The organism is Variovorax nivicola (genome assembly GCF_051216475.1).
Taxonomy (GTDB): Bacteria; Pseudomonadota; Gammaproteobacteria; order Burkholderiales; family Burkholderiaceae_C; genus Variovorax.
Map to the genome: position 1 here is coordinate 305,176 of NZ_JBPJZK010000004.1, position 26,600 is coordinate 331,775.

Annotated in this window: 24 protein-coding genes; 13 read left to right on the forward strand and 11 right to left on the reverse strand. The window is 67.5% G+C overall.

The genetic code is table 11. The annotated features are described in order from the left end of the window. Window positions 1-21: 21 nt before the first annotated feature. Entirely contained in the window at window positions 22-1,170 is a 1,149-nt protein-coding gene (mltA, locus tag ACSFBF_RS18145; protein WP_435469308.1) for a murein transglycosylase A, read from the reverse strand. On the opposite strand from mltA, the gene ACSFBF_RS18150 reads away from it, so the two are divergent. The 3 genes from ACSFBF_RS18150 (at window position 1,169) to ACSFBF_RS18160 (ending at window position 2,834) form a co-directional block, all read left to right on the forward strand. Continuing rightward, a complete protein-coding gene (locus ACSFBF_RS18150) occupies window positions 1,169-1,330 on the forward strand; it encodes a hypothetical protein (protein ID WP_258352232.1) in 162 nt (53 codons plus the stop codon). The two genes, mltA and ACSFBF_RS18150, sit on opposite strands and share 2 nt — an antisense overlap. A gap of 196 nt (window positions 1,331-1,526) precedes the next feature. Further along, window positions 1,527-2,186: a YiaD family glycine zipper/OmpA-like lipoprotein gene (locus ACSFBF_RS18155; protein WP_258352231.1), complete on the forward strand. Its 660-nt coding sequence runs from the start codon at window positions 1,527-1,529 to the stop codon at window positions 2,184-2,186. Window positions 2,187-2,270: 84 nt separating this feature from the next. Further along, window positions 2,271-2,834, forward strand: coding sequence for an OmpA family protein (locus ACSFBF_RS18160; RefSeq protein WP_435469310.1), 564 nt, complete (start codon window positions 2,271-2,273; stop codon window positions 2,832-2,834). Window positions 2,835-2,838: 4 nt separating this feature from the next. Here the strand turns inward: ACSFBF_RS18160 and ACSFBF_RS18165 are convergent, their stop codons facing one another. From ACSFBF_RS18165 to ACSFBF_RS18180, 4 genes are read right to left on the reverse strand one after another with little or no spacing between them, the layout of a single operon-like run. Further along, window positions 2,839-3,465: a response regulator transcription factor gene (locus ACSFBF_RS18165; protein ID WP_435469312.1), complete on the reverse strand. Its 627-nt coding sequence runs from the start codon at window positions 3,463-3,465 to the stop codon at window positions 2,839-2,841. 43 nt (window positions 3,466-3,508) lie between these two features. Further along, window positions 3,509-5,554: a two-component system sensor histidine kinase NtrB gene (locus ACSFBF_RS18170; protein WP_435469314.1), complete on the reverse strand. Its 2,046-nt coding sequence runs from the start codon at window positions 5,552-5,554 to the stop codon at window positions 3,509-3,511. A gap of 2 nt (window positions 5,555-5,556) precedes the next feature. Next, window positions 5,557-6,372: a carbon-nitrogen hydrolase family protein gene (locus tag ACSFBF_RS18175; protein ID WP_435469316.1), complete on the reverse strand. Its 816-nt coding sequence runs from the start codon at window positions 6,370-6,372 to the stop codon at window positions 5,557-5,559. Continuing rightward, the gene (locus tag ACSFBF_RS18180; RefSeq protein ID WP_435469318.1) at window positions 6,369-10,544 is read right to left on the reverse strand and encodes a YhdP family protein; all 4,176 of its coding nucleotides are present in this window, start codon (window positions 10,542-10,544) and stop codon (window positions 6,369-6,371) included. Before ACSFBF_RS18180 ends, ACSFBF_RS18175 begins: the two co-directional genes overlap by 4 nt. Before the next feature lie 25 nt (window positions 10,545-10,569). Here ACSFBF_RS18180 and glnE point away from each other — a divergent pair, with 25 nt between their 5' ends. Together glnE and ACSFBF_RS18190 are read left to right on the forward strand one after the other, a co-directional pair. After that, a complete protein-coding gene (gene glnE, locus ACSFBF_RS18185; RefSeq protein WP_435469320.1) occupies window positions 10,570-13,365 on the forward strand; it encodes a bifunctional [glutamate--ammonia ligase]-adenylyl-L-tyrosine phosphorylase/[glutamate--ammonia-ligase] adenylyltransferase in 2,796 nt (931 codons plus the stop codon). Beyond that, a complete protein-coding gene (locus ACSFBF_RS18190; RefSeq protein ID WP_435469322.1) occupies window positions 13,358-14,524 on the forward strand; it encodes a septal ring lytic transglycosylase RlpA family protein in 1,167 nt (388 codons plus the stop codon). Before glnE ends, ACSFBF_RS18190 begins: the two co-directional genes overlap by 8 nt. 14 nt (window positions 14,525-14,538) lie before the next feature. On the opposite strand, the gene ACSFBF_RS18195 is transcribed toward ACSFBF_RS18190, so the two are convergent. From ACSFBF_RS18195 to ACSFBF_RS18205, 3 genes are all read right to left on the reverse strand, one after another. Then, entirely contained in the window at window positions 14,539-15,000 is a 462-nt protein-coding gene (locus tag ACSFBF_RS18195) for a carboxymuconolactone decarboxylase family protein (protein WP_435469324.1), read from the reverse strand. Between the two features lie 86 nt (window positions 15,001-15,086). Beyond that, window positions 15,087-15,968 (reverse strand): RNA polymerase sigma-70 factor, encoded by an 882-nt coding sequence (locus ACSFBF_RS18200; RefSeq protein ID WP_435469326.1) that lies wholly within the window; start codon window positions 15,966-15,968, stop codon window positions 15,087-15,089. An 80-nt stretch (window positions 15,969-16,048) separates the two neighbouring features. After that, entirely contained in the window at window positions 16,049-16,906 is an 858-nt protein-coding gene (locus tag ACSFBF_RS18205; protein WP_093055286.1) for a ferritin family protein, read from the reverse strand. Between the two features lie 129 nt (window positions 16,907-17,035). On the opposite strand from ACSFBF_RS18205, the gene ACSFBF_RS18210 reads away from it, so the two are divergent. From ACSFBF_RS18210 to ACSFBF_RS18225, 4 genes are all read left to right on the forward strand, one after another. Then, on the forward strand, window positions 17,036-17,650 hold the full coding sequence (locus ACSFBF_RS18210; RefSeq protein WP_435470051.1) for a glutathione peroxidase: 615 nt from the start codon (window positions 17,036-17,038) through the stop codon (window positions 17,648-17,650). A gap of 293 nt (window positions 17,651-17,943) precedes the next feature. Next, window positions 17,944-19,281: an NAD(P)/FAD-dependent oxidoreductase gene (locus ACSFBF_RS18215; protein WP_435469328.1), complete on the forward strand. Its 1,338-nt coding sequence runs from the start codon at window positions 17,944-17,946 to the stop codon at window positions 19,279-19,281. Then, the gene (locus ACSFBF_RS18220) at window positions 19,278-20,075 is read left to right on the forward strand and encodes a DUF1365 domain-containing protein (RefSeq protein ID WP_435469330.1); all 798 of its coding nucleotides are present in this window, start codon (window positions 19,278-19,280) and stop codon (window positions 20,073-20,075) included. The genes ACSFBF_RS18215 and ACSFBF_RS18220 overlap by 4 nt, the downstream gene beginning before the upstream one ends. Further along, on the forward strand, window positions 20,072-21,292 hold the full coding sequence (locus ACSFBF_RS18225; protein ID WP_435469332.1) for a class I SAM-dependent methyltransferase: 1,221 nt from the start codon (window positions 20,072-20,074) through the stop codon (window positions 21,290-21,292). The genes ACSFBF_RS18220 and ACSFBF_RS18225 overlap by 4 nt, the downstream gene beginning before the upstream one ends. A gap of 50 nt (window positions 21,293-21,342) precedes the next feature. On the opposite strand, the gene ACSFBF_RS18230 is transcribed toward ACSFBF_RS18225, so the two are convergent. Then, on the reverse strand, window positions 21,343-21,954 hold the full coding sequence (locus ACSFBF_RS18230) for a glutathione S-transferase N-terminal domain-containing protein (RefSeq protein WP_435469334.1): 612 nt from the start codon (window positions 21,952-21,954) through the stop codon (window positions 21,343-21,345). 130 nt (window positions 21,955-22,084) lie between these two features. Here ACSFBF_RS18230 and purB point away from each other — a divergent pair, with 130 nt between their 5' ends. Together purB and ACSFBF_RS18240 are read left to right on the forward strand one after the other, a co-directional pair. Further along, complete coding sequence (gene purB, locus ACSFBF_RS18235) at window positions 22,085-23,464, forward strand: adenylosuccinate lyase (RefSeq protein WP_435469336.1); 1,380 nt, start codon at window positions 22,085-22,087, stop codon at window positions 23,462-23,464. Next, window positions 23,464-24,024, forward strand: coding sequence for a YaeQ family protein (locus ACSFBF_RS18240; protein WP_093076265.1), 561 nt, complete (start codon window positions 23,464-23,466; stop codon window positions 24,022-24,024). The genes purB and ACSFBF_RS18240 overlap by 1 nt, the downstream gene beginning before the upstream one ends. 10 nt (window positions 24,025-24,034) lie before the next feature. Here ACSFBF_RS18240 and ACSFBF_RS18245 read toward each other — a convergent pair whose 3' ends face one another. Further along, entirely contained in the window at window positions 24,035-24,340 is a 306-nt protein-coding gene (locus tag ACSFBF_RS18245) for a putative signal transducing protein (RefSeq protein WP_435469343.1), read from the reverse strand. A gap of 2 nt (window positions 24,341-24,342) precedes the next feature. Then, window positions 24,343-24,813 (reverse strand): DUF3717 domain-containing protein, encoded by a 471-nt coding sequence (locus tag ACSFBF_RS18250; RefSeq protein ID WP_435469345.1) that lies wholly within the window; start codon window positions 24,811-24,813, stop codon window positions 24,343-24,345. A 490-nt stretch (window positions 24,814-25,303) separates the two neighbouring features. Here ACSFBF_RS18250 and ACSFBF_RS18255 point away from each other — a divergent pair, with 490 nt between their 5' ends. Then, the gene (locus tag ACSFBF_RS18255) at window positions 25,304-26,053 is read left to right on the forward strand and encodes a TerC family protein (protein ID WP_097197645.1); all 750 of its coding nucleotides are present in this window, start codon (window positions 25,304-25,306) and stop codon (window positions 26,051-26,053) included. 70 nt (window positions 26,054-26,123) lie between these two features. Beyond that, entirely contained in the window at window positions 26,124-26,588 is a 465-nt protein-coding gene (locus ACSFBF_RS18260; RefSeq protein ID WP_093055263.1) for a hypothetical protein, read from the forward strand. Window positions 26,589-26,600 lie beyond the last annotated feature (12 nt).

Here is a 26,600-nt window from a genome sequence, read left to right on the forward strand (position 1 = left end):
TCCACCTGACGGTTTCTCGCACTACGGCGCTGGCAGTTGCCGCGGCCACAGCGCCCACAGGCGCAGCGGCTGGTTCATGCTCGCCGCAAGCCGGCCCGCATCGGCGCCGGTGCCCGCAAAGTAGTCGGCGCGCACGGCGCCGAGGATGGCGCTGCCGGTGTCCTGCGCCACCACCAGTTTCTGCAGCTGCGCTGCCGGACCGTTGGACGCCAGCCACACCGGGGTGCCGTACGGAATGCTCTCGCGGTCGACGGCGATAGAACGGCCGGCCGTGAGCGGCACGCCCTGCGCGCCGCGCGGGCCGAAGGCGGCGTCGACCTCGCTCATGGTTTCTTCGCGGAAGAACACGTAGCGCGGGTTGCTCCACATCAGCTGCGTCACGCGCTGCGGGTTCTGCGCGGCCCAGGCCTTGGTGTCGTCGGGCCACTTGCCGACCTTGCTCACGCCCTGGCTCATCAGCCATTGCTGCACGCTGCGGTAGGGCTGCTCGTTGGTGGCAGCGAAGGCCACGCGCACGGTGTGCTGGTAGCCGTTGGCCTCGGTGATGCGCAGGCGCCCGGAGCCCTGGATGTGCAGCATCAGCGCATCGATGGGGTCGGCCATCCACGCGATCTCGCGGCCGCGCAGCGCGGCCTGGGCTTCGGGCAGTGTCTCGATCTCCTGGCGCGTGTACCAGGGGCGGCGCGGCACCAGGCCGTCGGGGGCCTGGTAGATCGGCACGTTGAAGCTGGCGGTGGGCACACGCGAGGCTTCGTACACCGGCTCGTAGTAGCTGGTGAGCTTGCCTTCGGTCTGGCCGTTGAGCGCCTCGATGCGGTAGGGCTGCAGCCGGTCGGTCATCCACTGGCGCTGCTCTTCGGGGGTGGCGATGGTCAGCTGGCGCACGTCGCGGCACAGCGGCGCGAAGGCGGCATTGGGGCGCGAGCAATTCGCCAGCAGCGCGATCCACGCCTCGTGCAGCGGGTCTTCGCCGAACCCGGGCAGCTCCGACCAGCCGACCGGCACCCAGCGGCTCTTGGGGTGCGCGAGCGAGCCGGTGAGCGGACCGAGGTCGCGCGGCTGGGTGACGGGGGGGCGGATGGGGGCCTCGGGCGCGCGCGGGCCCGTGGAACAGGCGGCGAGCGTTGCTACGATCACAAGCCCGACCAGCCACTGGAGTCCATTTCTCATGGGTTTGATTCTGCTTGAAGCCCTCGCCGCGGGACTCGTGTTCATCTTGATCATCTGGTGGACCATGTTTTCCGGCCGCAACAAGGGTGAATTGCATGACGACGACGAGCCCGAAGCCGGCCGCGACGCCACCGATCGGAAGCCGCCGCCTGAAACGTGAATTGCTTGTGCAGTCCCGCGCCGCGCCACCATGTCGGACAACTACCCCATCGCTATTACTTTAGTAGCAATCATCGTAGCATTCATGCGCTATGGCGAAACTTTTCTTATTTTCCGTGGGGCTTTGAACCCGTACCATCGCGTACGCCCGGAAGCTAAGCTGTGGCCCGCCTGATTCAACCTAGAAAGGGATCGCCATGAAAAAGTTTGTACTCGCCACCACTGCCACAGCGCTCATCCTGTCCGGCTGCGCCGGCGGCATGACCGACACGCAGCGCAACACCGGCATCGGTGCCGGCATCGGCGCGCTCGGCGGCGCCGCCATCGGCTCGGCCACGGGCGGCAACCGCGGCGCCATCGGTACGGGCGCGGTGCTCGGCGCGGCAGCCGGCGCGCTCGGCGGCTACCTGTGGTCGCAGCGCATGGAAAACCAGAAGCGCCAGATGGAAGCCGCCACGCAGGGCACCGGCATCGCCGTAACGCAAACGCCGAACAACGAGCTGAAGCTGCAGATCCCGAGCGACGTGTCCTTCGACGTGGGCCGCGCCAACATCAAGTCGAATTTCGCGCCCGTGCTCGACCAGTTCGCGAACGGCCTGCGCAACAACCCGAACGCCGAGGTGCGCATCATCGGCCACACCGACAGCACCGGCTCCGACGCCATCAACAACCCGCTGTCGGTCGAGCGTGCCACCAGCACACGCGACTACCTGGTGGCGCGCGGCGTGAACGCGGCGGCCTTCCGCATCGAGGGCCGCGGCTCGCGCGAACCGATTGCCGACAACAACAGCGATGGGGGCCGGGCACAGAACCGCCGCGTCGAAATCTACGTGGGCGAGCGCGCGCCGCAGGGCTGAGCGTTCACCACCCCGGGAAACCGGCCGCGCTGAAAGGCCGGTTCCCACCACTACCGTTCCATTGGTCCATAGAGAGGGAAATTCATGAGGAAGTTTGTTGTTGCTAGTGCGGCTGCGGCCGCTTTGCTTTTTATTGCGGGCTGCGCTTCGCAGTCGTCGCCGCCGGCAGCCGCCGCTCCGGCTGCTGCACCGGCTGCGCCAGCCAACAGCTGGACGGCCCGCCTGGCCGCACTGAAGACCGACCTGGAAGCCTCGACCAAGGGCACGGGCGCGGTGATCGAGCAGACCGCCGACAACCAGCTGCATGTGGTGATCCCGAACGAGCTGTCGTTCGACACCGGCCGCGCCAACGTCAAACGCAACCTGGCGCAGGTGCTCGACAAGGTGGCCGACGGCCTGAAGAACGCCACCGCCGCCAGCGTGCGCGTGGTCGGCCACACCGACAACACGGGCAGCGAGGAAGGCAACGAACGCCTCTCGGTGAGCCGCGCTGACAGCGTGCGCAACCACCTGGTGGGCCGCGGCGTGTCGACCACGGCCATCACCACCGACGGCCGCGGCTCGCGCGAGCCGCTGGCGGACAACGGCACGGCAGCAGGCCGCGCCCAGAACCGCCGCGTCGAAATCTTCGTCGCGGAAAAGGCCTGAGCCTTTAGAGGTCCCTGAGTCGGTTCGCCAATTCGACGGCCGACTTCACTTCCATCTTGTCGAACACGCGCGCGCGGTGGACCTCCACCGTGCGCACGCTGATCGCAAGCTGGTCGGCGATGAGTTTGTTGGGCAGGCCCTCGATCACCAGCCGCATCACGTCGCGCTCGCGGTCGGTCAGCTCGCCGATGCGCTCGGCCAGCCCGCGCCGCAAGCGCTGCACTTCCAGTGCCTGAAGCGACGCATTCAACGCATGCTCGATGCGGTCGACCAGCGCGTTGTCCGAGAACGGCTTCTCGCAGAAATCGAAAGCACCGCGCTTCACTGCATCGACGGCCGTCGGCACGTCGGCATGGCCCGTCAGGAAGATCACCGGCATCGCGGGCAGCAGTCCGCGCTCGGCCAGCCGATCAAACAGCACCAGTCCGCTGGTGCCGGGCATGCGCACATCCAGCAGCAGGCACAGCGGCTGCTCGGGCAGCGGGCCCTGGTCGAGGAACTGCTCGAAGGCCTCGGCACTTGCGAAGTGCTCGCTGGCCAGGCGCCGCGAGCGCAGCAGCCAGGCCAGCGCCTCGCGCACGCTGGCGTCGTCGTCCACGATAAAGATCAAGCCATCGATCAGCGGTTGCATGCGGTGAGATCCAGCAGAAGATTGTTTGTTGTTTGAAGCGCCGTCAGCCCGCGGCCGGCAGCGTAAATCTGAACACGGTGCCGCGCGGCTTGTTCGGCTCGAACACCAGCGCCCCGCCATGTTGCTCCACCACCGTGCGGCACAGGCTGAGGCCAAGCCCCATGCCGTCGGCGCGCGTGGTGAAGAAGGGCGTGAAGAGCCGCTCGGCAACTTCCTCACTGATGCCGCTGCCCAGGTCGGCCACCGAGAACTCGAGCCAGCGCCGGCCGTCTTCCTGCACCGTTTCGCCCACCGCGTTGGCGCGCGCCACGCGCAGCCGCAGCACGCGGCTGCCGACATTGTCGGGGCCGTCCATGGCCTGCATCGCATTGCGCGCGAGGTTCAGCAGCACCTGCTCGACCAGCGTGCGGTCGCACATGACCGCGGGCAGGCGGTCTTCCAGCACCACCTCGATGATCACGCCGAGCTTGCGCGCCTGCAGCCGCACCAGCGGCAGCACCGCGTCGATCAGCGCCTGCGGCGCCACAGCCTCGCGCGTGCGGTCGCGCCGGCGCACGAAGTCGTGCACGCTGCGAATGACCTGGCCCGCGCGGTCGGCCTGCTCGGCGATGCGCCTCACCGCCATCGCCACCTCACCCTGGTCGCCCTTGGCGTGCGGCCCGAGCAGGTTGAGCGAACCGCTCGCGTAGCTGGCAATGGCGGCCAGCGGCTGCGTGAGCTCGTGGCTCAGCAGCGAGGCCATCTCGCCCACCGTTGCAAGCCGCGCACTGGCCTGCAGGCGCTCCTGGCTGGCACGCGAAAGCTCCTCGATGCGGCGCTGCTCGCTCACGTCGATGAACGCGCTCATCCAGCCGGTCTGCACCTTGTGTGCGTTGATCAGCGGCGCCTCGAAGATCAGCACCGGAAAGCGCGTGCCGTCCTTGCGCATGAAGACCGACTCGAAACCTTCGCGCGGCGGCATGCCGCCCGCAAGGCGCCGCGCCTGCCGCTGCTGGTATTCGTGCGCCAGCTCGGTCGGCCAGTAAGGAGCTTCGGCGTTGTCCGCCATGAGCTCTTCGGGGCTGAAGCCGACCATCTCGCAGAAGGCGGGGTTCACGTAGGTGATGCGGCCCTGCAGGTCGCGCGCGCGCAGGCCGGTGATGACCGAGTCTTCCATCGCCTTGCGGAAGGCGAGCGCGTCGGCCAGGTCGCGCTCGGCGCGCAACCGCCGGCGCGTATCGCGCGCGAGCAGCACCAGCACCGACACCAGCGCGATGGAGATCGCCGTGACCAGCGCGGTGAGCATGTTCGGGAACAGGTCGGGCGCGGCGCGCCAGCCGTCGACGCGCAGCATCAGCGCAGTGCCCGGCAGGTCAATGAGCTGCTGCGATGTGAACACGCGCGTGCCGGTGCGCCGCGAGGTGCCGAGCGCCACCAGCCGCGTGCCGTCGGCCTCGGTGAAGGCCACTTCCTGCCCGCGCGTGAGCGTGGGGCCGACCAGTTCGATCAGCGCGTCGCGCAGCGAGTAGCTGGCCACGAGATAGCCCCCGGCATCGATGGGCACGCACAACTCCATCACCTCGATGCCGCCGCCACCGGCAATCGGCACATAGTGGCTTGGCGAGTACGCCGGCGCGCCGAGCTTGCGCGCGGCGGCGCAGGCCAGCGTCACATCGGACTGCTCGACCCCGCGGCTTTCCTCGTCGAGGATGCGCATGCGGTAGGGCGTGTTGACAGCCTGCTGTGGCCGCAGCGCGGCGTCGCGCCATTCGAGCCGCAGCCATTCGCGGTGCTCGCGCAGCAGCGCGGCCGCCACCTCGGACCACTGCGCGCGGTCGACGCCCGGGGCCTGCGTGGCGCGCAGGCTCTGCGCATTGCGCTGGAAGCCGCTGCGCAGGTCGGAGACCGCATCGGCGGTGTCGCGGTCGAGCGCCGCCTGCACCTGCTCGACCTCGTGCCGCCCCGCGAGCCACACCACCGTGACCAGCAACACCGACACCAGCACCGCCAGCAGCAGCCACAAGAACCAGCGCTGCCACAGCGAGCGCAGCCGCGCGTACGCCAGCAGCGCCCACCGCTGCGGTGCGACGGTCAGCAGCGCATCGGACATTGCTAGAGAACGCAGTGCGAGAGCACGGGCAGTTGCGTTCGCGTGCGCTCGACCTGTGCGGCGTCGATGTCGAACAGCACCACGCCCTCTTCGCTGGCCTGCTGCGCCACCACCGTGCCCCAGGGGTCGATGACGAGCGACTGGCCCCAGGTGTGGCGGCCGTTCTCGTGCGTGCCGCCCTGCGCGGGCGCGACCACCCAGGCCAGGTTCTCGATGGCGCGGGCGCGCAGCAGCACTTCCCAATGCGCGGCGCCGGTGGTACGCGTGAAAGCGCTGGGCACCAGCAGCAGGTCGGCACCCTGTTTGGCGAGCGCGCGGTACAGCTCGGGAAAGCGCAGGTCGTAGCACACGCTCATGCCCACGCGCCAGTTGTGGCCGTCGCGCGAGGGCAGGTCGAACACCACGGGCTCCTTGCCCGGCGCGATGACGCGGCGTTCGTCGTAGCGCTCGGTGCCGTTGTCGAAGAAGAAGAGATGGATCTTGTCGTAGCGCGCCACGCACTGGCCATCGGGCGAGAAGGCCAGCGAACTGTTGAACACGTGCTCCGAGTCAGTGCTCTCGATGGGCAGCGTGCCGCCGACGATCCACAAGCCGAACTCGCGCGCCGCGTCGGCCAGAAAGCCCTGCACCGCACCCGCGCCGGCGGTCTCGCGCAGGCCGAGCTTGTCGGTGTCCCGTGCGCCCATCATGCAGAAGTACTCGGGCAGCACCGCCAGCTCGGCGCCCACAGCTGCGGCCTGTGCAAGCAGGCCGTGGGCGCGCGCGAGATTGGCTTCGCGGGCGATGGCCGACACCATCTGGATGGCTGCGACTTTCATTGCGTGATCTCCGTTTTCTTGCCTTCGTCTGCCGTCGACGAACCCGGCAGGCCGGGGATGTTCGGGATGCTCTGGGGCAACAGTTGCAGGGTGCGCGGCACCTTCGCTATTTTGGGGTCGGCCCAGGTGCCCTCGACATGGAACTCCTGCGTGGCCGCCGCCGCGAGCGGCTTGCTCAGCACCCATTGGGCCAGGAAGGTGCCCAGGCCGATGGCGGGGTTGATGGCTGTGGCCACGAGCGCTGCCGTGCCGGCATTGATCTCGGGCACCACCACCACGCGCAGGTTCTGCGTCTCGCGCACGATGTCGGCCGAGCCGTCCATCAGCGCGGCGGCGTTGACGCCCTTCATCTGCAGGTTGTTGGTGCTGGCAATGCCCTTGTTGATCTTCGCGTCGCCGCGAATGAAGTCGAAGGCAAAGCCCTGGCTGAAGACGTCGCGGAAGTCGAGCGTGAGCCGGCGCGGCAGCGCCTGCAGGCTCAGCACGCCGAGCAGCTTGGCCAGGCCCGGGTCGGCCTTGAGGAACTGGCCCTGCTCCACGTCGACCTGCAGCTGCCCGCCCAGGCTCGGATAGTCGAGCGAAAACGGTGAGCCGCGCCAGTTGACGTCGCCTTCGAGCCGCCCGCGGCCGCGCGCAAGCACGCCCGGCATGCCGAAGCGTGTGAGCAGCTCGCCGGCATCGGCAATGTCGAGCTTGAAGGTCATGGCGGTGCGGCGCTGGCCGGCCGCGGCGCCAGGCACCGCGGCCCAGCTGCCCTTGGCCGCGAAGCTGGCCTCGGGCATGGTGAAGACCAGCTTGTTGAGCGCCCATTCACGGCCCGCACCGCCGCGGTTGACGGCATCGATCTCGGCGCGGCCGAGGCGCTTGCCGAGCAGCTCGAAGTCGTCGATCACGATGTCGAGGGCGGGCAGGGTTCCGGGCTGCTCGTCGAGCAGGGCCTCGACCTGCGTGGCCTCGGCCGGCGCGATCTTCAGCCGAGCGAGCCGCGCATAGAGGCGTCCAGCCTGCGTGTGGCGGTATTCGGCGTAGCCGCTGAGTTCGGTGGCGTCGATGTTGGCGCGCCAGACGGCGCCTTCGCGCGTGCCGCCGAGCACCACGTTGTGCAGCGTGCGGCCCGCAATGCCGAGTTGCTGCGCGCGCACCGCGATGCGCGTGGGCAGGTAGGCCTGCGACGGATCGTCGGCCCGCTCCGCGGCCTCGGCGCCGGCGCTGGCGGCGTCGCCGATCAGCGCCTGCCATGCAGCCATGTCGAGCTTGGCAACGTTGATGTTCGCGAACACGCCCTTGTCGGGCAGGCTGGCCGTCTCGCCCTGCGCGAGGCCGACGCCGATGCTGCCGCGCAGCACGCGCGCCTCGTTGCCGACGAGATCGCGCACGTACTGGATGGCGCCGACGCGGCCGAGGTCGAGCGAGAGCTGGTCCTGCGTGGCAACGCTCGTGCCCTGGCGGGTTTCGCGCGCGAGCACCTTCTTCTCGATGCGCAGCGGCATCTGCTCTTCGGCCGTCTTCACGAGCGGCGGCGGCAGTTGCAGCGCCAGACCCTGCAAGCTGCTGGTGAGCGAGAACTCAGGCGTGCCGTCGCGCACCGAGAAGGTGGCCGCGTAGGGCGTGCTGCCGGTCGCGTTCTTCGCGAGGCGGGCGATCCAGTCGACCTCGCGCGCGCCGCGCAAGCCCTCGGCGGTGGCCGTGCCCTGTGCCTTCAGGGCGACTTCGCGATTGGGACCGCTGAAGCGGCCCCGGCCTTCAACGCGGATATCGCCGCCGAGCAGCCTGGCCTGCAAGCCGGCCAGCGAGAAGCCGGTTTCAGTGAAGCTGACCGTGCCCTTGGTTTGCGTGAAAGAAGGTGCCTCGGGCACGACCTGCAGTTCGTTGTCGGCCAGCACGACCGTGGCCTGCACCTTGGCGTTTTCCATGGCCGCAAGGGGCAGTTCGAGGTGCAGTTTGTAGTCGGCTGAGCCAGTGGCGCGCGCGGTGCGCATGATCTCGCCGGTTTCACCGGCCAGCGGCGCGCCCGCGCGCAGCACCTCGCCGAGCGGGCCCTTGGCCTGTACGTCGACGCGCAGCACTTGCGCGTGGTGCGACAGCTCGGGGATCTGCGCTTCGCCCTTGGTCACCTCGACGCCGGTGGCGCCGACCAGGCGACCGCGCGCGTTGCGCACCAGCATGCTGTCGCGCTCGAACACCAGTTCACCCGAAAGGCCGGTGAGCGGCGGCCACACCGGGGCGGGCACGCCGTTGCGCGACGGCGCGGCGATGGACGGCGGCGCGTAGGCGTAGTTGACGTCAGCCACCTTGGCAACGATGCGGAAGTCGCCCTGCTTCGGGTCCTTGAACGGCATGTCGTGCAGGTCGCCGCGCACGCGGAAGTCGACGCTGCTGGCAATGCCCTTGGTGACGGCTTCGCGCACGTAGTCGCGCGTGTGCTGGGGGATGTCCATCGGCAGGTAGCGGAACACGCGCGTGCCGTCGGCGCGGGTCAGCTTGCCCTGCAGGTCGAGCACGCCGGGAAAGCGGGCCTTGCTGCTCGAGGTGGCCGGGTCGCTGGTGCGCCAGCTGGCCTGGGCGTCGCCCTCGGCGTCGGCGTTGGCGAAGCTCAGCTTCGACATCTGCAGTTGCGCGTTGCCGTTGTCGAGCTTCCATTGCAGCTGCGTCGAGAGCCGGTCGATGGGAATGACCGGCTCCTCGAACACGCCCGGGAATTCGAGCGTGCCCTTTGCAATGGCGAGCGTGGCGGTGCCGCCAGTGTGGGTGGCGTCGAAGTCGATCGTGGCGCCGCTCAGGCCGGGGGTGCCGGCGTGGACTCTGGGTGAGGTGGCCGCAGCGGTGGTTGCCGATGGTGCCGAAGCTGCCGACAGGGGCGGACCCGCCGCTTCATCCGCCGCGCCGGACTGCGAGGCAACGCGCAGGCCGCTGACGCGGCCCTTGGCCTGGTAGCGGCTGGGCGCACCCAGCGAGCCCTGCCAGTTCAGGTCGACGTGCTCGACGAGGCCGCGCGGCGCATAGGCGTCGAGCACACGGTGCGTGGCGTCGCCCAGCGGCAGCCGGTCGGCGATGAGGGCGAGCGCGGCCAGGTCGAGGCGGTCGGCGCGCAGCGCGCCGTGCTCTGGCGTGCGGCCCCTGTTCGGCGTGTGCTGCAGCCACAGGTTGCCGCCGGGCCAGCGCAGGCCGTCGCTGGTGTCGAACTGCAGCGCGGTGGTCGAGAACTCGAGCGTTTCCTCGGAGAGCCGCCCCGCGAGGCGGCCGGTGACGGCGTTCAGCACCAGCGGCGGCAGGCCCTTGTCGAGCGAGACGTCGACCTTGTCGAGCCCCAGGTCGACCGCGCCGCCGACGACCTGGCCGTCGTCGACGTCGGCCCACAGGCGCAGCGCGCCGTTGCCCTGGCGGATGCGGGCGTCGAGCGAGACGTACTGGCCGAGCCGGGTGACGTCGATGTAGGGCAAGTCGGCATAGAGCTGGCCGTCCCAGGTCTGCCAGTGGCCGCTGCGCATCGACAGCAGCGGCTGGCGGAACTGGCCGCGAAGGGTGAAGCGCTGGCCCCAGCCGGCCGGCGGCGTGGCGTCGAGCCGCAGGCCATGGCGCCGGGCGCTGTTGCGCGCAACGAAGCGCACGTCGGTCAGCAGCAGGGGTTCGGCCTGGCGCTGTTCGTCGGTCCAGCGCACGGTGCCGCCTTCGATGACCAGCTCGCGCTGGGCGAAAAACCAGTCGGCACCGCGGGTCTCTCCGGTTGTGTCGGTCGCCATGTGCAATCCAGCCACATGGAGTTTTCCCTGAGTGTCGCGGCGCACGTCGAGCTCCGGGCCCTCTACGTAGAGCTGCTCGAAGTTGAGCCGCCAGAGCGAGCGCGGCGACACGCTGGCCACCACGCGCACGAGGCGCAGCGCCTCTCGCTGGTCGGCATCCTGGAGCACCACGTCGCGCAATTCGAAGGCCGGGAAAAGCCCTTCGGAGCGGGCGGTGATCGATCCGATGCGTACCGGCACGCCGATGGCCTTGCTAGCCTGTGCCTCCAGTGCGCCGCGAAAATCGCCGATTCGCGGCACAATCCACGCGTGTAGGACAACGACTGACAGCGCCAGCAGAAGCCATGCAGCGATCAACAGACCCAGCAGCCAGCGCGCCGTCACAGCGGTGATTTTGAGCAGACGTGAAGGGGTAGACGCCGTGTCGTTCATTGAGGATCGCGCTGTGTCGGGAATTATGACCGCCAGCATTCAGAGGGGTTCCACGGAAACCAGCATCAGTGTGAACCAGTTGCCAGCCACTTCAACGCGCAGCGCGCTCTCTTCTTACTCACGCTTCGTGCAGCGCCTGCGTCGCAGGTATGCGGCCGAGCTTTCATTTCTTCCCCTTGGTGCGCCGCGGCGCGAGTCGATGACGGTGGCTTACGAGGCATTGCGCCAACGTGGGGACAGCGTTGGCGATGCACTGCGAATTGTGCGGCAGCTCGTGATGGAGCGGCTTGTAACGCTTGATTGCGACGAGCAGGCGCCGCTGGCCGTGGTGACCACCGCCGTCACCGAGCTGGCCGAATTGGCACTCGATATTGCGTGCCAGGACGCCTGCCACGAACTCGACGCAGTGCACGGCGCCCCTCTCGGGCCCGAAGGCCAGCGCGCGCAGCTGTGGATCGTGGGCATGGGCAAGCTCGGCGCACGCGAGCTCAACGTGTCGAGCGACATCGACCTGATCTACCTCTACGACGTGGACGGCGAGACAAAAGGCGACGCCGACGGGCGCGGCCGGCTGGCCAACCAGGAGTACTTTGCACGCGCCGTGAAGCGCATCTATGCGCTGGTGGGCGACACCACCGAGCACGGCTTCGTGTTCCGCGTCGACCTTGCACTGCGGCCCAACGGCAACTCGGGCCCGAGCGTGGTCTCGCTCGATGCGCTCGAAGAGTATTTCCAGGTGCAGGGCCGCGAATGGGAGCGCTTTGCCTGGATGAAGAGCCGGGTGGTGGCACCACGCGACATCGTGCTCGCGGGCCAGGCCCAGGGGCTGCGCGGCGCGGTGCTGCCTTTTGTGTTCCGCCGCTATCTCGACTACAGCGTGTTCGATTCGCTGCGCGTGCTGCATCGGCAGATCCGCGAACAGTCGGCGCGCCGCAGCGCCGGGCGACCCGAGCGCGCGAACGACGTGAAGCTCTCGCGCGGCGGCATCCGCGAGATCGAGTTCACCGTGCAGCTGCTGCAGGTGGTGCGCGGCGGCCAGTTTCCCGAGCTGCGCACACGGCCCACGCTCGATGCGCTGCAGCGCCTGGCGCGCGCCAACCTCATGCCGCAGGAAACGGCCGATGCGCTGGCCGCGGCTTATGAATTCTTGCGCCGCGTCGAGCACCGCATCCAGTACCTCGACGACCAGCAGACCCATGTGCTGCCGGTGTCCGACGACGACCTGCGCTGGATCGCCCAGACCTTGGGCTACCCCGAGTGCTGCCCCTTCCTTGCGCAGCTCGACACGCACCGCGAGTTCGTCGCGCAGGAGTTCGACAAGCTGCTCGGCGGCGAGAAGCCCTGCAACGGCAAGTGCAGCGGCAAGAAGACCGCCGCGCCCGCCGATCTGGCCGACCTGCTCGACGACCTGCCTCCGGTGTTCGCCGAGCGCATCCGCGACTGGTGCGAACAGCCCCGCGTGCTGGCCCTGCGCGAAGAAACGCGCGGGCGGCTGCGCCAGCTGGTACAGCGCACCGGCCAATGGCTCAAGGAGCCCGATGGCGATGGCGCCGGGCAGACGCCGCGCCACGTCGATGCCGCAATGCGCTGGGCCGACTGGATCGAGCCGCTGATGCGCCGTGAGAGCTATCTCGCGCTGCTGGTCGAACGGCCGGCCGTGCAGGAGCGCCTGCTGCGCCTGCTGGGTGCGGCCAAGTGGCCCGCACGCTACCTGATGCAGCACCCGGGCGTGATCGACGAACTGGCGAGCGACGAGATGCTGTCGGGCCGCTTCGTCGCCGCCGAGTTCGAGCGCGAGCTCGAAGCGCGCCACGCATCGCTCACCCGCACCGGCGAGGCCGATGAAGAGCGCCTGCTGAACCTGCTGCGCCACGCGCACCACGCCGAGGTGTTCCGCACGCTGGCGCGCGACGTGGACGGCCGCATCACCGTCGAGCAGGTGGCCGACGACCTGAGCGCGCTGGCTGACACCACGCTGCGCGTGACCGCCCACTGGTGTTGGCCGCACGTGCGCAACCGGCACCGCGAGGTGCCGCAGTTCGCGATCATCGGCTACGGCAAGTTGGGAGGAAAAGAGTTGGGCTACGGCAGCGACCTCGACATCGTGTTCGTCTACGACGATGACGACGAGCGCGCCGGCGAGGTCTATGCAGCCTACGTGCGCAAGCTCATCAACTGGCTCACGGTGAAGACGCGCGAGGGCGACCTGTTCGAGATCGACACCGCCCTGCGTCCCAACGGCAACTCGGGCCTGCTGACCACCAGCTTCGAGGCCTACGAGAAATACCAGCTCGGCCGCGGCAGCAATACCGCGTGGACCTGGGAGCACCAGGCCATGACGCGCGCACGCTTCGTGCTCGGCAGCGAAGACCACGGCGCCGAACTGGGCGCGCGCTTCGACCAGGTGCGCGAGGCCGTGCTGGTGTCGCCGCGTGACCGCGAGGCGCTGAAGGCCGAGATCATCGCGATGCGCGAGAAGCTGCGCGGCGCACGGCCGGTGAAGGCCGACCGCTTTGATGTGAAGCACAGCCCTGGCGGCATGGTCGATGCCGAGTTCGCGGTGCAGTTTCTGGTGCTGTCGTCGTCGGGCGAGCATCCCGAGCTGATTCCGAACGTGGGCAACATCGCGCTGCTGCTGCGCGCCGAACTGGCGGGGCTGCTGCCCGAAGGCGTGGGCCGCAGCGCGGCGCGGGCTTATCGCGAGCTGCGCCGCGTGCAGCATCGCGCGCGCCTGAACGAAGAACCGACGCAGGTCACCCCGCCCGCACTGGCCGCCGAGCGCGAAGCCATGCTGGCGCTGTGGAAGGCGGTATTTGGCTGACGGCGCCCGCTCCCCCGCCACCACCGCGCTGGCAGCGTGCGCGGTGGCTGTCGCCGTCCTTCTGGCCGGTTGTGCAAGCGGTCCGCGCAGCGGAGGCGGCGTGGCCAGCGGCCGCGACGGGCCCGGCACCAACATTCCGCCGGACCTTGCCAGCGTGCCCGATGCCGAGCCCCGCATCGAGCCCATCCGCACCAGCGGCGGCACCAGCAAGCCGTACACGGTGCTGGGTCGCGGCTATGCGCCGCTCACCGACGATCGGCCGTTCCGCGAGTCGGGGCTAGCCTCGTGGTACGGCCGCAAGTTCCACGCAGCATCGACCTCCAGCGGCGAGCCCTACGACATGTACGCCATGACAGCCGCGCACAAGACGCTGCCGCTGCCGAGCTATGTGCGCGTGCGCAACCCGGCCAACGGGCGCGAGGTGATCGTGCGCGTGAACGACCGCGGCCCCTTCGTGGACGGCCGCGTCATCGACCTGAGCTACACGGCCGCGCTCAAGCTCGACCTGCTGCGTGGCGTGGCCCCGGTGGAGATCGAGCGGATCACGAACGAGGACATCCGTACCGGCGCATGGCGGCGGGATTCGGGGACGGCGTATGCGGCGGCTGAAGCGCCTGCTCCCGTGCGCGCGGCGCCGGTGCGTGTGGCGAGCGCGCAGCAGGTGCGGGTGCCCGCCGAATGGGTGGCGCCAGTCGCGACGGCGAATGACGACATGCCGCCACCGGCATCGACGATGCCCGTCACGCCGCAAACACCGATGGCCGCGGCGCTGCCGCCGGGGGCCGAGCCGGAGTCGGCACAGTCGCCGCCTTCCATTCCGCCGACCCGGCAGGCCATCGTGGTGAGCGACCTGGCCCCGCTGCAGGCAGTGCCTGCGTCGCCTGCGTCACCGCCGCCTGTCGGCGCTGCACAGCCCTTGGCACTGCCGGGGTTCTGGGTGCAACTCGGCGCTTTTCGCGAACGCGACGGTGCACAGAGCCTGCTGAACCAGGCCGCGCGCGGGCTGCCTACGCTGGCGCCGCAGCTGCACGTGTTCAGCGAAGCCGGCACGCACCGGCTGCAGGCCGGGCCTTTTGCCTCGCGCAATGCGGCCGGCGAAGCGGTCACGCAGCTGCGCGAGAGCCTGCGCATCTCACCGATGGTGGTGGAGCGCAGGTAATCAGCGCTCGCCGTTCAGGCCAGCGGCTTGACTGCGACCGGCACGCGCATGCCGACGTTGAGGCGGTTCCAGGTGTTGATCTGCGCGATCGCCACGGTGAGTTCTGCAATTTCCACGTCGCTGAAATTGGCCTTGAGCGCAGCGAATTCCGCTTCGCGTTCGTCATGGTCGTCGGCCAGGCGCGTGAGCGACTCGGCCCAGGCCAGAGCGGCGCGTTCGCGTTCGTTGAAGAAGCTCACCTCGCGCCATGTGGGCAGGCTGTTGATGCGCTGCCACTCCTCGCCCTGCTTGCGCAGGTCGCGCACGTGCATGTCGAGGCAGTAGGCGCAGCCGTTGATCTGCGAGACGCGGGCGAAGACGAAGTCGACCAGCACCTTGCCGAGCGTGCTCGACTCGATGGTGGTGTTGACGGCGAGGATGGCCTCGAAGGACTTCGGGACGAGCTTGAACCAGTTCAGGCGTGCGGTGGTGTTCATGGGTTTCTCCAGGTGGGTTGCGATGAAATCTGCTTGCTACCCACTGAAGACGGACGAGCCCTGCGCCCTGTGACACGCCGCGCGAACTATCTGGAAGAAAAGAGCTGCGCGATGCGCGCCAGCTTGTCGGGGTTGCGCTGCGCGCGGATGCGCACGATGCGGTCGTTCTCGATCTCGAAGGTCTGGGCCGATTCGAGTTCGCCGTCAAGAAAACGCAGCATGCCCGGCTCGCCGTTGATGTCGACCATTTCCATGCGCACCGCCGGCCCCATGCGGCGCCACAGCGAGTAATACAGCTGCGCCAGACGCTGGCTGCCGCGCAAGATCTTGCTGAAGGTCTGCACCTTGCCGCCACCGTCGCCGATGAGTTCGACGTCCTCGGCCATCAGCGCCTTCAGGTCTTGCAGGCTGCCGCGTGCGGCAGCGTCGGCAAAGGCTCGCAGCAGGCGCTCGTGGGTTTCGCGCGGCACGGTGAAGCGCGGACGCCCTTCCTGCACCTGAACCTTGGCGCGATGCACGAGCTGGCGGCAGGCGGCCTCGCTCTTGCCGAGAGTGTGGGCGACCTCTTCGTAGCCTGCGTCGAACACTTCGCGCAGCAGGAAGGCCGCGCGGGCTTCGGGCGCGAGGCGCTCCAGCACGGCGAGAAAGGCAACGGAGATGTTGTCGGCGCGCTCCAGCAGTTGCTCGGGCGTGTCGGGAGCCTCGGTCAGCATGGGCTCGGGCATCCAGGCGCCGATGTAGTGCTCGCGCTGGACCTTGGCGGCGCGCAGCCGGTCGATCGACAGGCGCGTGACCACAGTCACGAGCCAGGCCTCGGCGCTGTCGAAGGTGTCTTTGGCGGCTTCGTGCCAGCGCAGCCAGGCATCTTGCACGACCTCTTCGGCCTCGGCCATGGAGCCGAGCATGCGGTAGGCGATGCCCTGCAGGCGAGGGCGGTGGCGGTCGAAGGTGAGGGTGGCGTCGTCCATGGGAGCTAGACGGCTGGCGTCCCCGGTTTGTGACACGGATCCTTCAAGAAAGAACGCCCCGGCGTGCGGGGCGTTTTTCTTTATGCGCCCTGGTATTCGGGCTTGGGGCCCAGGGTGGCCGCCAATTCTTTACGGTAGCGGTTCAGTTCCTGGACCGTCTTGAAGCTGCGGTTCATCAGCAGGCTCAGGTTGTGCAGGATGCGTTCGCCAACCTTGGTTTCCCAGACGGCATCGAACTTGATCTGCTTGTCGAGCCAGTGCTCGAGCCAGTCCGGATCGGGCATGCGGCTCTGGATGGTGTCGCGCGGGAAGTGCGCCTTGCTGACGTGCAGATTGGTCGGGTGCAGGGCCTGCGCGGTGCGCCGCGCGCTGGCCATCAGGACGCCGACCTTGGTGAACGCGGCACGGGCCTCGTCGCCGAACTTTTCCATCGCGCGCTTCATGTAGCGCAGGTAGGCGCCACCGTGGCGGGCTTCGTCCTGGCTCAGCGTGGTGTAGATGTGCTTGATGACCGGCTCGGTATGCCACTGGGCGGCACGGCGGTACCAGTGGTTGAGGCGGATTTCGCCGCAGAAATGCAGCATGAGGGTTTCGAGCGGGGGGGCCGGGTCGAAGTCGAAGCGCACTTCGTGCAGTTCTTCCTCGGTGGGGGCGTGCTTTGGGCTGAAGCGCTTCAGGTACTCCATGAGCACCAGCGAATGCTTCTGCTCCTCGAAGAACCAGATCGACATGAAAGCGGAAAAATCGCTATCGTGGCGGTTGTCGCGCAGAAACATCTCGGTGGCCGGCAACGCCGCCCACTCGGTGATGGCATTCATCTTGATGGTTTGCGCCTGCTCTTCCGACAGCAAGGAAGCGTCGAACGACTGCCAGGGAATGTCCTTGTCCATGTCCCAGCGGACGGATTCGAGTTGTCTGAAGAGTTCCGGATAGAGCATCAATGTCTTTCTATGGCCGCCGATTTTAGTCGGCCCGTTTGGCGCGACCGTGACAGACGCGCGATGATGCGAATACGTGCGCCGTTGCGGCACGGATGCACACCCCCCTTTTTGACCCAGGAGCCCGCCATGCGAACCCTCTTCCGATTGTCGACGCTCTGGCGCTGCGCCCCTGCGATTTCCCTCGTGGCGAGCCTGTTTTCGACCCTTCCCGCCTACGCCCAGACGGCGTCCGCCGCGCCCGCTCCGACAGAGGCCGCAGGATGCCCGGCGATCCTGCAACACACCTTCCCGCGGCTGCAGGATGAAAAACCCCAGTCTTTGTGCCAGTACTCCGGCAAGGTGGTTCTGGTGGTCAATACGGCCAGCTTCTGCGGGTTCACCCCGCAATACAAGGGGCTGGAGTCGCTGGACATGAAATACCGCTCGCGCGGGCTCGTGGTGCTGGGCTTCCCGTCCAACGATTTCTCCCAGGAATCGGGCTCCAACAAGGAAATTGCCGACTTCTGCGAGAGCACCTTCGGGGTGAAATTCCCGATGTTCGCCAAGTCGTCGGTGCGTGGCACCGAGGCGAACCCGCTGTTCAAGCAGCTCGCGCAGGCCTCGGGCACCACGCCGAAATGGAACTTCTACAAGTACCTGATCGGGCGCGACGGCAAGGTCGTGCAGGCGTGGTCGAGCATGACGGCGCCCGATGAAAACGGCTTCGTGAACGTCATCGAGAAGCAACTCGGGCCAAACTGAGACTGAGCAGTTCACAAGAAAACGAATCGGTAATATTATTTACCGATGCGTCTAAATCATCGTGAACTCGGCGAAACAAACGTTTACCAAACCAGCGGGAACCGTGCCGCTGATGCCGCGCTCCTAACTTGCGTGGGCAGTGATTGCCCAGCAGGTTTCATGTTGCGAGGTCTTCCAGGCGCCTGCCGTCTGGTCGAAATCCCGAGGCGATTCTTCTCCTCCTCCCTCCCTCCCTCCTTCGCGTCGGGGCGCCTCGCAGCATTTTTGTCTTCCAGCCGGGCTGGGGTTTCGCGATGACGCAGCCCCCTCGCATCGCCGTCATCGGCGCCGGCATCTCGGGATTGGCCGCAGCGCATTCGCTGCGTGACGCGGCCGCCGTCACCCTCTTCGAAGCCAGTGACTACTTCGGTGGTCACGCCCATACGGCAACGATCGAGCTTCCGCGCTCCTCCACCGACACCACCCGGATCGCCCATGGCGTCGACACCGGTTTCCTGGTCTACAACGACCGCACCTACCCGAACCTGATCCGTCTTTTTGCCGAGCTCGGCGTCGAGACGGCTGCGTCCGACATGTCGTTCTCAGTCCAGGCCGCGCGCGACAACGGTGGCGGCCGGCTGGAATGGAGCGGCAACAGCCTCGGCACCGTGTTCGCCCAGCGGCGCAACCTGTTCGACCGCCGTTTCCTGGGAATGCTCGGGGATCTGCTGCGCTTCAACCACCTGACCACGCGCATCGCCCAGGCCGGCACCGAGGGCGAACTGGCCCAGCCGCTGGGCGAATTCCTCGACGCCCACCGCTTCGGCACGGCATTCCGCGAGTGGTATTTCCTGCCGATGATGGGCTGCATCTGGAGCTGCTCGACCACGCGGATGCTGGCGTTTCCGGTCGCAACCATGATCCGCTTCTGCCACAACCACGGCCTGATCCAGATCGCCAACCGGCCGCAGTGGCGCACCGTGCGCGGTGGCTCGCGCCACTACGTCGAAAAGATCGTCGCGAGCCTGCCCGACAAGCGCCTGAACACGCCCGTGCGCGGCATCACCCGCACTGACGCCGGGGTGCTGGTGGCCACCGCCGCCGGCGTCGAGCGCTTCGACCACGTCGTGCTGGCCACGCACTCCGACCAATCGCTCGCCATGCTGGGCGATGCGAGCCCCGCCGAAGCCGCGGTGCTGGACGCGATCCGCTACCAGTCGAACCATGCCGTGCTCCACACCGACGCCACGGTGCTGCCGCAATGCCACGCGGCCTGGGCCGCCTGGAACTACGAGCGCGCAGCCGTCGGCGAGCGCGAATCGGGCCGCGTCTGCCTGCACTATCTGCTGAACAAGCTGCAGCCACTGCCCTGGGAACAACCGGTCGTCGTTTCGTTGAATCCGGTGCGCGAAATCCAGCGTAGTCAGGTCATGGCCGAATACGACTACGACCACCCGGTGCTCGACCTTGCCGCGATCCGTGCGCAGGCCGAGGTGCCCGCCCTGCAAGGCCAGCGCAACACCTGGTTCGCTGGTGCATGGATGGGCTACGGCTTCCACGAAGACGGCCTGAAGGCCGGCCTGGCCGTGGCTGCGGATCTGCGGGCACGGTTGTCCGCCGGCGAAAGCGCGGCGGCGAGGCTTGCGGCATGACACCGACGCAGGCCGTGCCGCTGATGGGCTTCGGCGAAGTCCGCCACACACGCCTGCACCCCGCGCGCAACGCCTTCGTCTATCCGACCTACTTCCTGATGCTGCCGATGCGCACCCTGCGCGCGTATGGCAGCAAAGCCGTGGCGCTCAACCGCGCGGCCGCCATCTCCTTCCACGACGTCGACCACGGCGACGGCCGCCCGCCCGAACAAGGCGGCGCGCTGGCCTGGCTCGACGATCTGCTGGCCGCCCACCAGATCCACGACGCCGACGGCGAAGCCTGGCTGCACTGCTATCCGCGTGTGTTCGGCTACACCTTCAAGCCGGTGAGCTTCTGGTACTGCCACACGGCCGAAGGCGTGCTGCGGGCCATTGTGGTCGAGGTCAACAACACCTTCGGCGAGCGCCATTGCTACCTGCTGGACCACCCGGTGTACGGCGCGGAACTCCAGGCGACGAAGGCCTTCCACGTCTCGCCGTTCTGCCGCGTCGACGGCAGCTATCGCTTCCGCTTCTTCGTCGACGCCGATCGCGCGCGCACGGTGGTGCGCATCGACCACGACGATGCCGACGGCCCGCTGCTGCAGACCAGCGTGAGCGGCGACCTCGGCCCCATGACCGCGGCCAGCGTGCGCCGCGCGCTGTGGCGCTACCCGGCCATGACCTTCGGGCTGATCGCGCGCATCCACTGGCAGGCCGTGAAGCTGTGGCTCAAGCGCGTGCCTCTGGTCGCCAAGCCGGCGCCGCCCACGCACTTCGTTTCACGCGACAACCAGCAGCAGGCGAATCCATGAACTCAACCACGGCCTCCCGCTTCTCGCTGCCCCAGGGCGCACCCGCCGCCGCGCGCACCGTGCTCGGCTTGCTGCAGCGGCTGGCCTACGGCTCGCTGACCGTGCGCCTGCCCGACGACTCGGTGCGGCACTTCGGTGCCACGCCGGGCAGCGGCCCCACGGCCTCGCTCACGCTGCGCAACTGGAATGCCTGCAAGGCCGCGCTCAAATCGGGCGATATCGGCTTTGCCGAGAGCTACATCGCCGGCGACTGGACCACGCCCAACCTGACCGAGCTGATCAAGGTGTTCATCGCCAACCGCCGCGCCATCGAGGACGTGGTGTACGGCAGCTGGCCCGGCCGCCTGCTGTACCGCGTGCGGCACCTCATGAACCGCAACAGCAAGGCCGGCAGCTCGCGCAACATCCATGCGCACTACGACCTGGGCAACGCGTTCTACAAACTCTGGCTCGACGAGACGATGAACTACTCGTCGGCCTGGTTCGAGGGCGACCTGTCGAAGCCGATGCCCGAGGCGCAGCGCGCCAAGGTGCGCCGCGCGCTCGAACTGGCGGCCGTGCAACCCGGCGACCGCGTGCTCGAAATCGGCTGCGGCTGGGGCGCACTGGCCGAAATGGCGGCGGTGGACTTCGGCGCCTCGGTGACGGGCGTGACGCTGTCGACCGAGCAGCTCGCCTACGCCCGCGAGCGTACCGCCGCGACCCAAGGTCCGGCCACCGACCTGCGCCTGCAGGACTACCGCGACATCGCAGACGCACCCTTCGACGCGGTGTGCTCCATCGAGATGGTGGAAGCCGTAGGCCGCGCGTACTGGCCGACCTACTTCGAGAGCGTGAGCCGGCTGCTCAAGCCAGGCGGCCGTGCCTGCGTACAGAGCATCGTGATCGACGATTTGCTGTTCGACCGCTACATCGACTCGACCGACTTCATCCAGCAGTACATCTTCCCGGGCGGCTGCCTGCCCTGCCCGCGCGAGTTCCGCCGCGAGGCCGAGGCCGCGGGGCTGGAGGTGGTGGACGAATTCGCCTTCGGCGCCGACTACGCCGAGACCCTGCGCCGCTGGCGCGAGAGCTTCCTCGGGCAGCGCGGCCGCATCCTGCAGCTGGGTTTCGACGAGCGCTTCATGCGCATCTGGGAGTTCTACCTGGCCTACTGCGAGGCCGCGTTCTCGCAGGCGAACATCGACGTGGTGCAGTACACGCTGCGCAAGCGCTGAAAAGAAAAAGGCGCCGTGCGGCGCCTTCTTCTTTCTTCAGGGCTCGTTCCTCAGGGCTTGGTGTCGATGAAGCTGGGCCGCAGCATCAGCTTGTCGAACAGCTTCGCGAGGTTGCCGTGGTCACCACGCCAGTCGATTTCGGGGAAGCGCAGGTCCAGCCAGCCCAGCGTGCAGCCCACCGCGATGTCTGAAAGGCTCAGGTGGATGCCGCTGCAGAAGGGCTTGTCGCTCAGACCCTTGGCCATGGCGGCGATGCCGTCCTCGACCTTGGTGCGCTGGCGCTCGATCCAGGCCGCGCTGCGCTCCCCGTCGTTGCGGCCGGCCCAGGTGGCTTCCAGGCGCCAGAGCACGCCGGCATCCATGACGCCATCGGCCAGCGCCTCCCAGGTCTTGACCTCGGCGCGCTCGCGGCCCTGCTGCGGAATCAGCTTGCCGACCGGCGACAGGGTGTCCAGATATTCGACGATCACGCGGGAGTCGAACATCGCCTCGCCGCCTTCCATGATCAGGCAGGGGACCTTGCCGAGCGGGTTGGAATTGGAGATCGTGGTGTCGGCAGCCCAGACGTCTTCGAGCACGAACTGGTAATCGAGCCGCTTTTCGGCCAGCACCACGCGCACCTTGCGCACATAAGGGCTGGCGGCGGATCCGATCAGTTTCATGAAGGCTCTCTCCCTAACTTTGAAGACGTTTGTTAATAGTCATTTTAGGTGAACGGGAAAACCAGAGCCCCAAATCGACCCCAATGTGTCGGTACCGCCCCACGGAGCGCCGGCCGCCTAAAATTCGGGCATGAGCTTTTCCACCGTTTCCGCCCTTTCCCCCCTTGATGGCCGTTACGCGGCCAAACTCGCGGCGTTGCGTCCGCTGATGAGCGAACAGGGCTATATGCACCGACGCGTGCAAGTCGAGGTGGCGTGGTTCATTGCGCTGTCCGACTGCGGCTTCGCCGAATTCAAGCCCTTGACGGGCGGCGCCCGCAAGTACCTGCTGGGCCTGGTGTCCCACTTTTCCGAGGCCGACGCGCTGGCCATCAAGGAAATCGAGAAAACCACCAACCACGACGTGAAGGCGGTCGAGTACTGGATCAAGTCCAAGTTCGAAGCCCGGCCCGAGCTGCTCACGGCCGCCGAGTTCGTGCACTTCGCCTGCACCAGCGAGGACATCAACAACACCAGCCACGCCCTGCAGATCCAGGCCGCGCGCGACAAGGTGGTGCTGCCGGCCATCGACGGCCTGATCACCAAGCTGCGCGAGATGGCGCACCAGTTTGCCAACGTGTCGATGCTGTCGCGCACGCACGGCCAGACCGCCAGCCCGACCACGGTCGGCAAGGAAATCGCCAACGTGACGGTGCGCCTGTCGAAGGCCCGCGCGCAAATCGCTTCGGTGCAGCTGCTGGGCAAGATGAACGGCGCGGTCGGCAACTACAACGCCCATCTGGCCGCCTGGCCCGATTTCGACTGGGAAGCCTTCAGCCGCAAGGTCATCGAGACGCCCGCGCCGCTGGGCCTGGGCCTGAGCTTCCAGCCGTACAGCATCCAGATCGAGCCGCACGACTACATGGCCGAGCTGTTCGACGCGGTGGCGCGCGCCAACACGATCCTGATCGACTTCTCGCGCGACATCTGGGGCTACGTGAGCCTGGGCTACTTCAAGCAGCGCCTGAAGAAGGGCGAGATCGGCTCCTCGACGATGCCGCACAAGGTCAACCCGATCGACTTCGAGAACGCCGAAGGCAACCTGGGCCTGGCCAACGCGGTGCTGCGCCACCTGAGCGAGAAGCTGCCCATCAGCCGCTGGCAGCGCGACCTGACCGACAGCACGGTGCTGCGCAACATCGGCGTGGCCTTCGGCTATGCCACGCTGGCCTATGCCAGCCTGGCCACCGGCCTGGGCAAGCTCGAACTCAACGAGGAAGCGCTTGCCGAAGACCTCGACGCCTCGTGGGAAGTGCTGGCCGAGCCGATCCAGACCGTGATGCGCCGCTTCGGCGTACAGGGCGCCTACGAGCAGCTCAAGGAAGTGACGCGCGGCAAGACCGTGACGGCCGAGGCGCTGCACGGGCTGATCCGCTCGCTGGAGATTCCGGAAGAGGAAAAGGCCCGCCTGCTGGCGATGACGCCGGCCAGCTACGTCGGCAAGGCTGCCGAGCTGGCCAAGCGCATCTGATGGCGCTCAAATCCACCATCTTCAAGGCCACCCTCGCGGTGGCCGACATCGACCACGGCTACTACGCCGACCATGCGCTGACCCTGGCGCGCCACCCGAGCGAAACCGACGAGCGGATGATGATCCGGCTCGTCGCGCTCGCGCTCAACGCGCACCAGCTGCAGGACGTCTGCCAGGGCGACGGCACGCTGGCCTTTGGCGCCGGCTTGTCGAACGTCGACGAGCCCGATGTGTGGCTGCGCGACTTCACGGGCGAGGTCAAGATCTGGATCGAGGTCGGCCAGCCGGAAGACAAGCCCATCATCAAGGCCTGCGGCAAGGCGGACGAGGTGATCGTCTACTGCTTCAACCACGCGGCCGAAATCTGGTGGCGCGGCATCGAGAACAAGCTCACGCGGCCGCAGAACCTGAAGGTCTATCGCGTGCCGACAAATGCCTCGCAGGCGCTGGCCGCGCTGGCGCAGCGCAGCATGCAGCTACAGGCGACCATTCAGGAAAACACGCTGACGCTGGGCGACGGCGTCAACAGCATCGACGTGGAGTTGCTTCGCTGGAAGTAATGCTGCGCGGCTAGGCCGCCGGCATCATCTCGCCGCATTGCCAGCACTGCTCGAAGCCGCCTTCGACCTGCTCGCCGCACACGCACAGCCAGCTGCGCTGCGGACGGTGCTGCAGCTCGTGCAGCAGCCTCCTGGCCAAGTCGAACTGGGTTTCGTCGTCGATCCAGATCTCGGGCAGGCACTGGTCGGGCGGCAACTGGCCCATTACCGCGCCGAGGAATTCGCGCTGCACGGTGGCGGCCACGCCCTCTTCGCGCAGCGCGTGCACCCACACGGTGGCGATAGCGAGGTTGGGGGCTTGCGCGAGGCGGCGCATTGTCAGGGGGCCCAGTTTTTCTCGTCGTCGGGGTCGAGCTCGGGCTCGGCGGCGGACGGCGGCGGTTCCGCCTCGCGCGCCCGCTCCGCATAGCGGTTGAAGCGCCAGGCCGAGTCTTCCATCGTGATTCGGCGCCACGTGGCGCGCTTCTCAACGGGTGTCATGCCGGGCCAGAACTGCACTTCGTCGAAGGTGCGGCCACAGCCCTTGCATTCGTCGTCGCCCTGGCTGGTGGAGCAGATCGCGATGCAGGGAGTGTCGGGCGTGCTCTCGTACCAGGCCATCCATGCAGCCCATGCCTTGGGCGGAAAGCCGACCTCGTCGACCTCGTCTTCATGGTGAAAAACCATGAGCGCGTAGACCTCGGCCAGCGCGCGCAATTCAGGACCCAGCGTGACCCCGTCGGGCGACGGCGTCTTCTCGCGCCAGTAGTTGATGGCGGCCTCGATGTCGATGATGTGTATGGCGGCCATGGAGCGTGAAAAAGCAGCGGACGGCGATCATAGTCCGGCAATGTCCCGAAACGCCGAAGGGACAAGATCGCTATGAAAAACAGAGCATCACACGCCCTGTTCATCAGCAGTTCAAAGGTGTTCTCTTTAAACCTGTGGAAACTTTCGATTGCACCGCCGCGAGCTTCGATGCTCTAATCCGCCCCACGAAGGGGAGTAGCTCCCGACCGCTGTCCACGGCAGCGCGAATCGTCAGGTCGTCAATACGAAGCAAAACACTTCCGGCCTGCCGGGCAACGTACGCGCACTCGCGCGGGCGCTGTCGAGCGAGACCTTCGATTTGAACCTGTGCAGGTTTGGTCGAAGCGTTCGCAAGCTCCCGGTGTCACCCCCGGACTTCATTCCTCGCTTTCGATCTTCCCGCACAGGATGAATCGAAACGCATCGGCATGCGCCTTCCGTCGTCGCCCCTGAAGGGAGAGGCTGGGGCGCAAAGACAAAAGAGGAATCTATGGAAATGTTCATGACCCCGGAGTTCTGGGTCGCGGTCGGTCAGATCATCATGATCGACATCCTGCTGGGCGGCGACAACGCCGTCGTGATTGCGCTGGCCTGCCGCAAGCTGCCGCCGGCCCAACGCACCAAGGGCATTCTTTGGGGTACCGCGGGCGCCATCGTGCTGCGCGTGATCCTGATCTTCTTCGCGCTCACGCTGCTGGCCATTCCGTTCCTGAAGCTGGTGGGCGCGATCCTCCTGCTGTGGATCGGCGTCAAGCTGCTGGCCCCTGAACACGACGACGCGCACGGCAACATCACCGGCAGCGACAAGCTGTGGGGCGCGGTCAAGACCGTGATCGTGGCCGACCTCGTGATGAGCGTCGACAACGTGATCGCCATTGCCGGTGCCGCGCAAGGCGCGGGCGACGGCCACCAGATGCCGCTCGTGATCTTCGGCCTGCTCGTGAGCATCCCGATCATCGTCTGGGGCAGCCAACTGGTCATCAAGCTGATGGACCGCTTCCCGATGATCATCACGCTGGGCGGCATGCTGCTCGGCTGGATCGCCGGCACGATGGCCGTGTCCGACCCCGCACTGGCAAACGCTGCCGCCTGGACCTGGGTGCCGAAGGTGCCGCAGACCGACGTGGTCAAGTACGCCGCCGGTATCGCCGGTGCGCTGCTGGTGCTGGCAATCGGCAAGTGGGTGGCTGCGCGCCACGCCCGCAACAAGCCTGAAGAACAGGCGGTGACGACCGGCTGAGCCGGCGTCGCTTTCGAGAAACTTCCTGTCCCGCCTCGTCTCTCACTCTAACTACCTGAAGGAGCACGCCATGGAAAAGATCATTCTTTATGTCGACGATGTCACCTACGCCTGTGAGCAGTTCGCCGAACTTGCTCCGGACGCGAGCACCGTCGTGGCGCGCCATTGGGTGCTCGTGGCCTGTGCGCCGCGCATGACGCATCGCATCAGCAAGTGGGTGAGCCACAGCGCGCGCGAGAACTGGCGCGCCAAGTGGTTCAGCAAGGTGCAGGCGCAGATGCTGCCGCTGCTGGAGCGCAACGGCGGCCAGGTGACCCCGGTGCTGGCCAAGGGCCCGCTGACCGAACTGACGGCGCAACTCAAGCGCGAGCATTCGGCCGTTCACGTGGTCGATGCGCGCCGCCCGAAGATCGGTGTCGATCTGGAGCCGGTAACGCCGGACCAGACACCGGCCCATCAGTCGGGCTGGGCCTTTCCCGGTGCCGTGATGGGCATGGGCGCACTGCTGGTGCTGGCGAACGAACTGGCCGAGTAAGGCAGGAAGAAA

Bases quoted from the DNA above. Each gene is read 5' to 3' on its own strand.
- ACSFBF_RS18205 (WP_093055286.1), bottom strand. From the start codon at position 16,906: ATGCTCTATCCGGAACTCTTCAGACAACTCGAATCCGTCCGCTGGGAC.
- ACSFBF_RS18215 (WP_435469328.1), top strand. From the start codon at position 17,944: ATGACGCAGCCCCCTCGCATCGCCGTCATCGGCGCCGGCATCTCGGGA.
- ACSFBF_RS18240 (WP_093076265.1), top strand. From the start codon at position 23,464: ATGGCGCTCAAATCCACCATCTTCAAGGCCACCCTCGCGGTGGCCGAC.
- ACSFBF_RS18250 (WP_435469345.1), bottom strand. From the start codon at position 24,813: ATGGCCGCCATACACATCATCGACATCGAGGCCGCCATCAACTACTGG.
- ACSFBF_RS18160 (WP_435469310.1), top strand. From the start codon at position 2,271: ATGAGGAAGTTTGTTGTTGCTAGTGCGGCTGCGGCCGCTTTGCTTTTT.
- ACSFBF_RS18210 (WP_435470051.1), top strand. From the start codon at position 17,036: ATGCGAACCCTCTTCCGATTGTCGACGCTCTGGCGCTGCGCCCCTGCG.
- ACSFBF_RS18175 (WP_435469316.1), bottom strand. From the start codon at position 6,372: ATGAAAGTCGCAGCCATCCAGATGGTGTCGGCCATCGCCCGCGAAGCC.
- ACSFBF_RS18165 (WP_435469312.1), bottom strand. From the start codon at position 3,465: ATGCAACCGCTGATCGATGGCTTGATCTTTATCGTGGACGACGACGCC.
- ACSFBF_RS18200 (WP_435469326.1), bottom strand. From the start codon at position 15,968: ATGGACGACGCCACCCTCACCTTCGACCGCCACCGCCCTCGCCTGCAG.
- ACSFBF_RS18180 (WP_435469318.1), bottom strand. From the start codon at position 10,544: ATGAACGACACGGCGTCTACCCCTTCACGTCTGCTCAAAATCACCGCT.
- ACSFBF_RS18225 (WP_435469332.1), top strand. From the start codon at position 20,072: ATGAACTCAACCACGGCCTCCCGCTTCTCGCTGCCCCAGGGCGCACCC.
- ACSFBF_RS18220 (WP_435469330.1), top strand. From the start codon at position 19,278: ATGACACCGACGCAGGCCGTGCCGCTGATGGGCTTCGGCGAAGTCCGC.
- ACSFBF_RS18155 (WP_258352231.1), top strand. From the start codon at position 1,527: ATGAAAAAGTTTGTACTCGCCACCACTGCCACAGCGCTCATCCTGTCC.
- purB (WP_435469336.1), top strand. From the start codon at position 22,085: ATGAGCTTTTCCACCGTTTCCGCCCTTTCCCCCCTTGATGGCCGTTAC.
- ACSFBF_RS18245 (WP_435469343.1), bottom strand. From the start codon at position 24,340: ATGCGCCGCCTCGCGCAAGCCCCCAACCTCGCTATCGCCACCGTGTGG.
- glnE (WP_435469320.1), top strand. From the start codon at position 10,570: ATGACCGCCAGCATTCAGAGGGGTTCCACGGAAACCAGCATCAGTGTG.
- mltA (WP_435469308.1), bottom strand. From the start codon at position 1,170: ATGAGAAATGGACTCCAGTGGCTGGTCGGGCTTGTGATCGTAGCAACG.
- ACSFBF_RS18230 (WP_435469334.1), bottom strand. From the start codon at position 21,954: ATGAAACTGATCGGATCCGCCGCCAGCCCTTATGTGCGCAAGGTGCGC.
- ACSFBF_RS18260 (WP_093055263.1), top strand. From the start codon at position 26,124: ATGGAAAAGATCATTCTTTATGTCGACGATGTCACCTACGCCTGTGAG.
- ACSFBF_RS18170 (WP_435469314.1), bottom strand. From the start codon at position 5,554: ATGTCCGATGCGCTGCTGACCGTCGCACCGCAGCGGTGGGCGCTGCTG.
- ACSFBF_RS18150 (WP_258352232.1), top strand. From the start codon at position 1,169: ATGGGTTTGATTCTGCTTGAAGCCCTCGCCGCGGGACTCGTGTTCATC.
- ACSFBF_RS18255 (WP_097197645.1), top strand. From the start codon at position 25,304: ATGGAAATGTTCATGACCCCGGAGTTCTGGGTCGCGGTCGGTCAGATC.
- ACSFBF_RS18195 (WP_435469324.1), bottom strand. From the start codon at position 15,000: ATGAACACCACCGCACGCCTGAACTGGTTCAAGCTCGTCCCGAAGTCC.